This window comes from Eudoraea sp. (assembly GCF_049669105.1).
Lineage (GTDB): Bacteria > Bacteroidota > Bacteroidia > Flavobacteriales > Flavobacteriaceae > Eudoraea.
On record NZ_JBATKE010000161.1, the window covers coordinates 23,618 to 35,530 of the forward strand.

General features: G+C 37.5%; 8 protein-coding genes. 6 read left to right on the forward strand and 2 right to left on the reverse strand.

The window, feature by feature from the left end; translation table 11 throughout:
- The first annotated feature begins 8 nt into the window (after nt 1-8).
- From WBM60_RS13085 to WBM60_RS13095, 3 genes are all read left to right on the forward strand, one after another.
- Complete coding sequence (locus tag WBM60_RS13085) at nt 9-1,322, forward strand: DEAD/DEAH box helicase (RefSeq protein WP_424259082.1); 1,314 nt, start codon at nt 9-11, stop codon at nt 1,320-1,322.
- A 214-nt stretch (nt 1,323-1,536) separates the two neighbouring features.
- The gene (locus WBM60_RS13090) at nt 1,537-2,631 is read left to right on the forward strand and encodes a leishmanolysin-related zinc metalloendopeptidase (RefSeq protein WP_424259083.1); all 1,095 of its coding nucleotides are present in this window, start codon (nt 1,537-1,539) and stop codon (nt 2,629-2,631) included.
- Nucleotides 2,632-3,041: 410 nt separating this feature from the next.
- The gene (locus tag WBM60_RS13095) at nt 3,042-3,407 is read left to right on the forward strand and encodes a DoxX family protein (protein ID WP_424276966.1); all 366 of its coding nucleotides are present in this window, start codon (nt 3,042-3,044) and stop codon (nt 3,405-3,407) included.
- A gap of 12 nt (nt 3,408-3,419) precedes the next feature.
- On the opposite strand, the gene WBM60_RS13100 is transcribed toward WBM60_RS13095, so the two are convergent.
- Nucleotides 3,420-3,767, reverse strand: coding sequence for a DoxX family protein (locus WBM60_RS13100; RefSeq protein ID WP_424276967.1), 348 nt, complete (start codon nt 3,765-3,767; stop codon nt 3,420-3,422).
- A 622-nt stretch (nt 3,768-4,389) separates the two neighbouring features.
- Between WBM60_RS13100 and WBM60_RS13105 the strand changes: the two genes are divergently transcribed.
- Complete coding sequence (locus WBM60_RS13105; protein ID WP_424276968.1) at nt 4,390-5,772, forward strand: transglutaminase-like domain-containing protein; 1,383 nt, start codon at nt 4,390-4,392, stop codon at nt 5,770-5,772.
- Here WBM60_RS13105 and WBM60_RS13110 read toward each other — a convergent pair.
- Nucleotides 5,764-6,072: a hypothetical protein gene (locus WBM60_RS13110; RefSeq protein ID WP_424259087.1), complete on the reverse strand. Its 309-nt coding sequence runs from the start codon at nt 6,070-6,072 to the stop codon at nt 5,764-5,766. The two genes, WBM60_RS13105 and WBM60_RS13110, sit on opposite strands and share 9 nt — an antisense overlap.
- Before the next feature lie 853 nt (nt 6,073-6,925).
- Between WBM60_RS13110 and fabD the strand changes: the two genes are divergently transcribed.
- Both fabD and WBM60_RS13120 read left to right on the forward strand, forming a co-directional pair.
- Nucleotides 6,926-7,801, forward strand: a complete 876-nt coding sequence (gene fabD / locus WBM60_RS13115) for an ACP S-malonyltransferase (RefSeq protein ID WP_424259088.1) — start codon at nt 6,926-6,928, stop codon at nt 7,799-7,801.
- A gap of 536 nt (nt 7,802-8,337) precedes the next feature.
- Complete coding sequence (locus tag WBM60_RS13120) at nt 8,338-11,367, forward strand: WD40/YVTN/BNR-like repeat-containing protein (protein WP_424283175.1); 3,030 nt, start codon at nt 8,338-8,340, stop codon at nt 11,365-11,367.
- The last annotated feature ends 546 nt before the right edge of the window (nt 11,368-11,913 follow it).

Genomic DNA, 11,913 nt, shown 5'->3' on the forward strand with positions numbered 1-11,913 from the left:
CACTAATTATGGCAAATAGTATTAAAGAACAAGAGGATATTTTAGTAAAATTAAATATCCATCAGTTGAATCCAATGCAGGAGGAGGCCATTTCTGTAATTGAAACAACGCCCAATACCATTCTTCTTTCTCCCACGGGTACCGGGAAAACACTGGCTTTTTTATTACCCCTCATTAAAACCTTAGATCCCGATTGTAAAGATATACAGGCTCTGATTTTAGTGCCTTCACGGGAATTGGCCATACAAATTGAGCAGGTGGTACGCACTATGGGATCTGGTTTTAAAGTAAATGCGGTCTATGGCGGTCGCCCCATGTCTAAAGATAAAATAGAACTTAAACATCTGCCTGCCATTTTAATAGGAACCCCTGGTAGAATTGCAGACCATTTTAGCAACGATCGTTTTACTAAAGACAGTATTAAAACCCTAATTCTGGATGAATTTGATAAGTCTTTAGAAGTTGGTTTTGAGTCCGAAATGAAACAGATTATCAATCAGTTACCTCATATAAATAAACGTGTATTAACTTCGGCCACTCAAAGTCTTAGGGTCCCTGGTTTTGTACGTTTAGACCAGCCTACGACCATCAATTATTTAAAAGAAAAAGTGGTTTCAAAATTGGAGATTAAAACGGTGATATCGCCAACTAAAAATAAATTACAGACCCTTTTGGATTTAATAGGGCATCTTGGGAATCAACCAGGAATTGTATTCTGTAATCTTAGAGAAAGTATAGAGCAGGTAAGTCGTTTTTTAGAGAAAAACAATACAAACCACAGCTGTTTTTCCGGCGGTATGGAGCAAAAAGACAGAGAACGTTCTTTAATAAAATTCAGGAACGGGACGAGCCAGATTTTAATAGCGACAGATTTGGCTTCCAGAGGCCTTGATATTCCTGAATTAAAATTTATTATTCATTATGAGATGCCTCAAGGCGTAGAAGAGTTTATACATAGAAATGGCAGAACGGCCAGAATAGCTTCTAAAGGAACGGCTTATGTATTGAAATGGGAAAAAGAATACTTGCCGGATTTTATTAAAAATTCTAAAGTGGCAAACATCTCCAAAAAGGCAGTTCGCAAGGCACAATTCTGGGAAACGTTGTTTATTTCCGGAGGTAGAAAAGATAAAATTTCTAAAGGAGATATTGCCGGACTATTTTTTAAACAGGGGAAAATCAACCAAGACCAATTAGGCAACATAGAGTTAAAACAAGATTGTGCGTTTGTTGCCGTTCCTGTGACTATTGCAAGTGAATTAGTGGAAAAATTAAACAATACGCGCTTAAAAAAGAAAAAAGTACGGGTTACTGTTTTATAAATCGGTGTTTAGAATGGAACAATACCGATAATTATTAGTTCTTTGTCTTTCTGTTTTGCTCTATACATGTTGTAAGATGTTAAAAAATGTAGTATGTTTATTACGCGTAATGTAGGATTATTATCATTTTTATTTTATTTTTAAAACAAATTAAAATGGACTGTGTTCGGATGTAATACAAGTCATATTTGCTAACTATTAAAAATGAAAATTAATGAAAAAATCATCACACTACTCAAATCTTTTTAGGTATCCTGCATACCTAATCAATTTAACCTTTTCAAATTTCGCGGTAAGATTATTAGCTTTCGGATGCCTTTTTAGTGTTTTACTTTTAACCTCCTGTTCCGAGGAAACATTGGAGTCCAACACCCCCATTGTTCCCGATGCGGAAGACCTTGTTTTATCCTTAAAGGCGGATCCGACTGAACCTATTATCATTGATGATTTGGTAACTACAGTCTTGAAAACAACAGAAGCAGCCGGAGATGATCGAGGACGTTTTAATATCACACTGAAGTATTTATTACCACCAACAAACAGACAAGTTGAAGTTTTTGAAGCAGCTGTGCACCGTTGGGAACGAATTGTCATCAAGGATGTTCCTTCTGTTGAGGGGCCTATTCCTTCAGCTTTTAACGGTTTTCCAGACATTGAAGGCACCATTGACGACGTTGTTATAGAGGTAGCGTTGGCGCCAATTGATGGTCCAGGTGGCATTCTTGGTCAGGCAGGACCGAGATTTATACGCACAAGTGACTTTTTAACATTAACCGGAGTTATGTTTTTTGATGTAGCCGATTTAGACTTTCTGGAACAATTAGACCTTTTTGAAGAGGTCATCGTACATGAAATGGGTCATGTTTTAGGCGTTGGTACCCTTTGGAATGTTGAACCATTTTTTAATAGAACACTAAGAGCAGGGCCAGATAGCAATCCCTATTTCACCGGAAGTCAGGCCAACGTTTTTTGGAACGCGGAGGGCGGAACGGAGGAATTGCCTATTGAAAATATGGGTGGGCCAGGTACCGCATTAGGTCACTGGCGAGAATCTACCCTAAACAATGAATTGATGACCGGCTTCTTGAATTTGGGTGAGAATCCATTAAGTCGCATCACCGCAGGATCCATGAGAGATCTAGGTTATGGTTCGGCCTCGGTTGGGGAATCGTACGATTTACCTCGTGGTGCTCCCGGAGTTGACATAAATGAGCTTGGAGACGAGGGAACCGATGAGAATCCCGGTCTTAACATTGCAAAAATGGAAGTTTTACTCGAGCCAATTGGTTTTGTATCCACAAAGAAATAATAATTTGATTTTATTACAATCGTCTTTTTAAAGAGGTATTAGCCGATTTGAAAAATGGATTTATAAAAGAGCTTGGATCAGGATGAAAAGTCTAAATTCAAGCTCTTTTTTTCAATCAAGCGTAATCCAGAAAGCTATCAAAAGTGTTCTAAAAAATTTATAAAAACTAATTAACTACTATTCCAACAGCTAAGAATTGCATAAATGAAGATCCACGATTTTTGTTATAGGTCTTTGGAATGATTAATAAACCAATTTAAAGTTGAACCAATCTTTGTTCTTTAAATAGTCTTTATATCAGTTTACAATTTAAACTGTCTTCCTGGCCAGATTAGCCAGTTTTCTATTTAACCAGAACTAGATTGCGTAAGTTTGTTTTACTTTTTGTATATTTTATAAAAAATAAAATAATGGAATATGTATCTATTGCGTTTCAGCTCATTGTAGGTGTTAGTATTTTAAATGTCTGGCTTATTCAAGCCAATAAGCCCACACCATGGCGAGGAGGTAGTGCAAAAACAATTAAAGAGGAATTTGAAGCTTACGGTTTACCGGGGTGGAGCCTTTATGTCATTGGGTTTTTAAAGGTGACTCTGGCTATTGCGCTTATAAGTGCTATTTGGTTTCCTGTCCTCTTAAAACCAGCAGCCTTAGGGCTGGCTTTTCTATTAACAGGTTCTGTGCTGATGCATTTTAAAATCAAAGATCCAATTAAAAAATCTTTTCCGGCATTTTTATTTTTAGTGTTGTGTTTGTTTTTAGCTTTTGTAGTATAAATTGTTATCAATTTATAAGCTTTTTAGCAGTGCTATTGCTATGTATGCATTTATTATAGCGTAGATAATGGAAGGAGCAGCTTGAACCAAAGAATCTTTGATCTTCAGGCGAACACCAAATCCCAAAATCATTAGTAAGGATAATCCTAGGGCGCTTGCAATACTCAAAACAGGCAGGTATAAGTAACCAATGCCAAGCCCAAGAGCACCTAAAATCTGTAATGTACCAATCAGCCTTTGCTGCTTGGTAAGTCCGTAACGGATAAATTCTTGTCGCATATAAGTTGTTAAAAAACAACTAATTCCAAAAATTAAAAATGAAATGGCAGAAAAAACTACCAGGGAAGTTAATACGCTCATAGCAATGATAAAAGTAAGTGATTTTGGGTTACTGTTTAAAAATTGCTGTGAATCTGACTAAATAGCTAATTGAAGAGCTTTTTAAATATTAATTTACTACACAAAATACTATGGTGTGTTTATCTCAATTCCCTTGCACATACGAAGTCTTTTATAAAGATCCCGTGGATGTTTGTACTAGCTGGCAGCCTTGCAGCGGTCTATGCGCCGCAGAAGCTTTAGCGGAGACATAAGTGATTTCTGTTTAAAGGGCAGGAGGGGAGTGAAAACAGAGATTATTAAATAACCAACTATTAATAAATACCTGCCTGCTGGCCAGGTGAGTGGAATGGGTTTTGAAATTTACCAATCAAGATATCGTAAATTAAAATATTTAATCTAAGAATTGTGCCTTCAAACTTCGAATTATAACGGACATCGTATACGGTTGTACCCAACGTCAAATCTCACTTTGCTTAACTGAAGCGTCATCGGATGCAATTTGTTCCATTATTTGTTAATTGAAAGAAAACCCCTTAAATGTGGGGTATCGCATCCAGAGCAGATTCCCGGAGATAAATATCCTAATTGGGAGAACCATGGAATTATTGTAAATTCATACAACTATTAATTATATCATAGAATGAAAGACCCTCGGATTATTTTTGCCTTTGTGCTTGCCGCGATGATGGCATGCAATTCTAGCACAAAGCAAAAAAAAGAAGAACAAACACTTGAGGATAAGAACATCCCCAAGGTAGTTACCGCCGATATAGAGGTGGGCATTAAAGCCAATATCGCCAAAAAGGTAGAAGAGGGGGGTGGGTATTTTAACATGAATTCTGAGGGGAAAGAACTGCGCTTGCAATTGGTACGTGTACATACTGAATATCTTTCAAATCTAGGCCCTCGACGTCATTTTGCATGTGTTGACCTGGCCGATATAAGTGGTGATGTTTATGATGTGGATTTTTTCTTAGAAGGAGATCCAGGAAGCATGGCAGTTACCGAAACAACTTTACACAAACTAAATGGTAAACCCTTTTACACCTGGAAGCAACGCAAGGACAAGACATGGTATAGAATGCCTGTCCAAAACGCATCCTCAGATTTGCTTGGTGTAATCGAAAAAGAGGACAAATTTGAATTTCATTATGAGGTTACCCTGCCCGAAATGACAGGATCGGCAAAATTGTGGATTCCTGTTCCGCAGAGCGATCGCTTTCAAACTGTTGAATTACTGGCTATAGAAGCTCCCGTGGAACATCAGATACTTCAAGAGAAGAACTACGGCAATTCTGTATTTTATTTTGAACTTGCACCAGAACATAGCGGTAAGAAATTGGAACTTGTTTACGATGTTGAAAGACAAGAGAAAAAGCCGTATGAAGAAGATTCATCACCAACAAAGTATCTGAACCCCAGTTTATTAATGCCTGTAGGCGATCGATTTCAGGTGCTGGCAGATTCCATTATTGGGAAAAACCGTAATGAAGGTACCATCATGCAGGCAAGGGCCTTGTATGATTATATCATTGACAATATGCGTTATATGAAGTCGGGGACATATGGTACGGGTGATGCTGTTTACGCCTGCGATGCTCTTACCGGTAATTGCACCGAGTTTCATTCGCTCTTTATTTCCCTGGCCAGATCTGCGGGAATACCATCGCGATTTGCGGTTGGGGCTTCTATTCCATCAGATCGTGACGAAGGAGGCATAGATGGCTATCACTGTTGGGCCGAATTTTATGCCGAGGATAAATGGTGGCCTGTGGATATAAGTGAAGCGAATAAATATACAGCTCTTGCCACTTACTACTTTGGCCGGCATCCGGCAAATCGTATCGAATTCAGCCGCGGGCGGGATCTTCAAATAGAACCGGGACCAAATTCAGGCCCAATCAACTTTCTGGCATATCCCGTTATGGAAATAGAAAAATCCCCTGCGTTCCCAAAAACATTTTTTTCATTTCGTAGGAAAGCAGAGCAAGAATCATCAAGAAATCTAAAAAGCCTACCCTGATATGGTATCTTTAGGATGTTCTTCCGCTTCTTTTGTAGGATGTTCGTCACCTTCTTTTTTAGGATGTTCTTCCCCATCTTTTTTGGGGTGTTCTTCTGCAGCGGCCCCTTCTTCAGTAGGATGTTCTTCTTTGGCGGCCCCGTCTTCAGTTGGGTGTTCTTCGCCTTCCGGATTCTCTGCCTGCTGTTCAGTATCTTTTTGTTTTTTTTGATCCCTGCAAGAGCTCAACGTGCCAGCTGCAACGAAACTAAATAAAAGCATTACCAACGAAAAGTATTTAAGATTTTTTAAATGGCTCATAATAACAATTGTTTTTATTAATTAAAAATCAGGTAGAACGGGTACTAAGTACCCGATTCAATTAAATATAACAAATTTTACCTGAACCCCCTTAATTAAACCAAAAATTTGTTCAACATATTATAACATAATCTGATATAATATAAAATAGGTCTGACGGGCTATACACAAATTACTGATAGAATTGTTCAATAATGTCTTGCGCCTGTCTGCCGAAGCTTTTTTGCATGGGCACGGTTATGACACTTTGCTCGGACAGACGATGAAAAAACATCCAGTGGATGTTTTTAAAGAAGAGTGAGATGATACGGCTGCCTTTCTAACTATAATCTCCAACGCGCCAACTCGCTCGAGTTTTAAAAGATTCTCAATCTTTTAAAACTAAGAATGGAATCTGGAGGGAAGCTAAAGCGGTGCTTCATGAGTTCCTTATCCTTAAATAACCAGTAATGAATAAATGCTTGCCTGCCTTTGATATGGCCTGCCAACCGCCTTGTAGGTGTTTGGATTTTAAATGTTTGTATTAAATTCCATTTATACCTGGGATTTTAGAATTTTATCCCTTTTTAATGCTAAGCATAACAGATCTTAGTAAATTTCCAACGTCAAGAGATATCAGAGCAGTAAGCGTAAAATGTTGTCTTGGCTTTATGAAAATTTAAAGAATTAGAATTTAATTCTATTCTAAAGCATATATTTATAAAATATTTGTACGTGGAATGTAGTATGATAGTCATATTTAGTTCTTGACAGGAATACTAAGATACTATTTATCAATAAGGTCTTATTTTCTTATCGATTCTATTACTGCTAAAAATTAAGTCATTAAAAATCTTAATAATCTATTGTATTTATGCATGCTTACTTATTCCCTGGTCAAGGCACTCAATTTCCGGGTATGGGAAAAGAGTTATTTGAAAAATCCAAATTGGCTCAAGAATATTTTAAAAGAGCCAATGATATTTTAGGATTTTCAATTACTGATGTCATGTTTGAAGGATCTGCTAAAGATTTGAAACAAACAAAGTTTGCTCAACCGGCAATTTTTTTACATTCGTATATTCTGGTAAAAACCCTTGGCAATGAATTCAAACCCGATATGGTTGCCGGGCATTCTTTGGGTGAGATATCAGCTTTGACTGCTATTGGATCTTTAGATTTTGAATCGGCCCTGAAACTTATATCCAAGCGTGCTTCTCTTATGCAAAAAGTTTGTGAACACGAAAATACAGGTATGGCGGTTGTGGTTGGATTATATGATGTTATTGTCAAGGATATCTGTAATCAGATAGACGGAGTAGTTGTACCTGCTAATTATAATGCTCTAAAACAAGTTGTTATTTCAGGTGAAATGAAGGCCCTAAAAGAAGCTTGTGAAAAATTAAGGCCAGGTGCTCTTGCAGTAGTAAATTTACCGGTAAGTGGAGCTTTTCATTCTCCCTTTATGGAGCCAATAATTGAAGAGTTTAGATTAGCTGTTGAGGAAACAGAATTCAAAAAGCCTATTTGCCCTATTTATCAGAATGTCAAAGGACGACCTACTAGCAATATAGAGTTAATTAAGGAAAATTTAATCAATCAATTGACGCATCCGGTAATGTGGAGGCATACAATTCTCCACATGATAGAGGATGGAGCAACTGAGTTTACAGAAATTGGCCCTGGACATTTTTTAAGAAGGCTTGTTGGGCAAATTAATAAAAATATGAAAACACACGGAATTTCGTGAACGGCCAACACACTTTCCAAACTACATTTTCATTTATATAACTTACTAAGGATTAGTTACATAGTTATTTCAACCTGTTTTTACTGATTTTTAACTTTATTTGACATAACGTATTATTGGATTTATAATGGTTAGCGTTATGTAACTTGAGCTTTGGATAAAAGCCGGGCAGAGCGTTAAGAAAAGGTTTGTTCGACCTTTTTAGCGAATGCGCCAAAAGGCGCGAGGTAAGGCTACAGTTTCTTTAAAATTTTTTATCCAAAAGTTTCGTCTTCATTGCTAGTCAAAACGCTTGCGGTTCACGAGCATCTATTTATTAAAATTGAGTTTGCGAGTACACTTTTTATCCGAAAACGCAAGAGGGAGGCATAATATTAATTGTTATACCGTTAATTAATATTGCTTTTGATTAGCATTATTATATCAATATAAGAAAAGGGTTATCTTTTGAATTGACAGAGCAAATTTATCGTATAATACAATCAAGCGTTTCAAAAATGCTAATTTTGAAAGTCACAACCATAATAACTACAACTATGAGAATCTTCATTCTAACCCTTTCCCTTTTCTTATCCATTCAGTCATTCTCACAAATCGACAAATCTTATTATCAGGATTTAGAATATAGAATGATTGGACCCTTTCGTGGTGGTCGAACAGTAGGTGCGGTTGGTATTCCTTCTCAACCAAATGTTTTCTTTATAGGTGTGAATAATGGAGGTGTATGGAAAACAGATGATTATGGTCGTACATGGAATCCAATTTTTGATGACGTTTCAACTGGCTCCGTAGGAGATTTAGCGGTCTCTCCGTCACATCCAAATGTAATTTATGTAGGAACCGGTGAAGGGCTTCATAGACCAGACCTTGCAGTAGGTGATGGTATGTTCAAATCAGTCGATGATGGTAAGAATTGGCAGCATATTGGTTTAAACGACATTCAGCAAATTAGTCGAGTGATCGTGCATCCAACTAATCCAGATATTGTTTATGTGGCTGGTTTAGGCCATCCTTATGGCGCAAATGAAATGCGTGGTATTTTTAAATCTAATGATGGTGGAAAAACATGGAAAAAGACCTTATACATAAACCATAATACCGGAGCTATTCAAGTTGAAATGGATCCGAATAATCCTGATATCTTATTTGCCGATATGTGGGAACACCAGGAAGGACCCTGGGAAAATGCAAAATTTTCTGGACCAAATAGTGGCTTATACAAATCTACGGATGGTGGAGAAACATGGCGAAACATCGTAAAAGGACTACCTGGAGCTAATCAGGGGTTAGGAAGAATAGGAGTTGCCATAGCACTCAGCAATTCAAAACGCATGTATGCTACAGTTGATGCAAGAGAAAATGGTGGCGTTTATAAAAGTGATGATGCTGGTGAAAGCTGGAAATTGATTACAACTGAAAACCGTCTTTGGGGAAGGGGCAGCGATTTTGCAGAAATTAAAGTACATCCAAAAAATGAAAATATTGTTTTTGTAGGGAATATAGCGTCATACAAATCTGAAGATGGTGGGAAAACATGGACTTCTATAAAAGGAGCACCGGGAGGAGACGATTATCATCGTATATGGATTAATCCAATGCATCCAGAAATCATGCTTTTCGCTGCAGATCAAGGAGGCGTTGTCACTGTAAATGGTGGAAAAACATGGAGTTCATGGTATAACCAACCAACAGCACAATTGTATCATGTATCAACTGACAATCAATTTCCTTATTGGGTGTATGGTGGTCAACAAGAAAGCGGAGCCATTGGTGTTGCAAGTAGGAGCAATGGCGGTCAAATCTCGTTTAGGGAATTTATGGGAGTGGGTGCAGACGAATATGCGTATGTAGCTCCGGATCCTCTAGATTCAAACATTATTTATGGTGGACGCGTTATTAGGTTCAATAAAAAAACTGGACAGTCACAATATGTTGGCCCTGAAGTTTTGCGCTCAGGAAAATTTAGATATATACGTACGATGCCATTGTTATTTCATTCCGCAGATAATAGTATGTTACTATTTGGAACCAATGTTGTTTGGAAAACTCATGATGGAGGGCAAAGTTGGGAACAAATCAGTGAAGACCTAACAAGAAAACAACCAGAAGTGTCATCTAGTGTTGGTGATTACAAAACTGTTGCTATGAAAACTATGCCACAACGTGCTATAGTTTACGCAATAGGACCTTCGCCTCTTGATAAAAATATTATTTGGGCAGGAACAGACGATGGCCTGGTGAATGTTACGCTTGATGGTGGAAAAACATGGAAAGATGTAACACCTTCAACAATTACTTCATGGGATAAAATTTCACAAATTGATGCAAGTCATTTTAATAAAGGAACAGCTTATGTTGCCGTAAATGCCATTAGAAAAGATGACATGCAGCCACATATTTACAAAACACATGATTTCGGAAAAACATGGCAAGAAGTAGTTTCAGGAATGAACCCTTCTGGTCCTGTGAACACGGTGCGTGAAGACCCTCTGCAAAAGGGATTGCTGTTTGCTGGAACTGAGCGTGAAGTTTATTTTTCATCAAATGATGGTGAATCCTGGCAATCCCTCAGAATGAATATGCCAGCATCATCTATACGAGATTTGGTAATTCATGATAGTGATTTAGTTATTGGTACACATGGACGTTCTATTTGGATTTTAGATGATTTTAGTCCTTTGAGGGAGTTGGCAAGTCTGACTACGAAACGTGTCCATTTATTTGAGCCTAGCGATGCTTATCGTGTTCGTTTTAATATGTTTAGCGACACACCGTTACCACCAGAAGAACCAACCGGGCAAAATCCTCCAGATGGTGCCATAATCGATTATTATTTAGGCACAAATGCAAATAAAGTAGAACTCAAAATTTTTGATCAAAAAGGGACTATGGTCAATAGCTTTTCAAGTGACGATCTTGAGGAAGTTTTAGATTCTACAAAAATGCAACATCCAACGTATTGGAAGCGACCATTTCAAGGGTTGTCAGGTGAATCAGGTCATCAACGTTTTGTATGGAATTTACGTTACAAAGAACCAAGGGGCGCTAACAGAGGCTATGCCATTGCGGCGGTTCAATACAATACAGAAAGTGGTCCGGTAGGCCCTTTTGTAGCTCCTGGAGAATACAAGATACAACTAAAAGTAAATGGTAATATCACAGAAAGAAGCTTGACAGTTAAATTAGATCCTCGTTCTGAGGTAAATAATGAGGCTATTACCTTACAAACTGACCTGTCTATGCAGTGCTATACGAATTATGAGACACTGCAACTAATCAGAGAATCTATTGACAAAATGCTGACTGCAAAAAGTAACGAACAAGAGGCACTTTTAGAGTTTAGAGGTAAAGGAGCTCCAAATAATGGCGATGTTCTTTACGAAAGTATTTATGAATCGGATCTGGAAAAAGAAACGATTGTTGGCCTCCAATCTAAATTACTCTATCTGTTGAATGTATTGCAGAATACTGATGCAAAACCAACTAAAAAAACTCAAGAAGCATCGGGCATATTAAATAAACGCGTTACTGAAATGGCGTCTGTTTGGAAATCTATCGACAATTAATTGAAGCTGTTTTTTGAGTGAATATAGAAACGAATATTATAAAATGTTCTATAATTTACTGCGTTATGTAACTTGTACTCAAATTTTAAACAAATCTAAAAGGCTAGCTTTTAAATGGCGTTGGCTAAGTTGTTGGAAATTATTCGCTGATGTTTATTGTTTTTTAAAGGTGCTCATGAATGCTACGCATTTGTGTTGAAAAAGCAATCGAGCGTCCCGATAGCTATCGGGAGGCAGCTGCTATTTTACATAACGGCAAATTATGGGACACGCAATAAATGAAATTAGCCAGTGGCTGATTGAATTTATTGGCGAGATGCAGCGATGGCCTGGAATGTTTAATTCATGAGAATCGCATGAAATGAAATTCCTTGTAGATTATTTGGGATATTTTATATAATATAGAATTATGGCTTTCTAATGGATTACCAATAATAGAATAGCATGTTGGTTTCCTTTTACATAATATCTATCGATATGAGCCTAAAGGCTGTCATATCTGATATTATGGTAAAATAGCTCAGCTATACGGAAACTGCACACAAT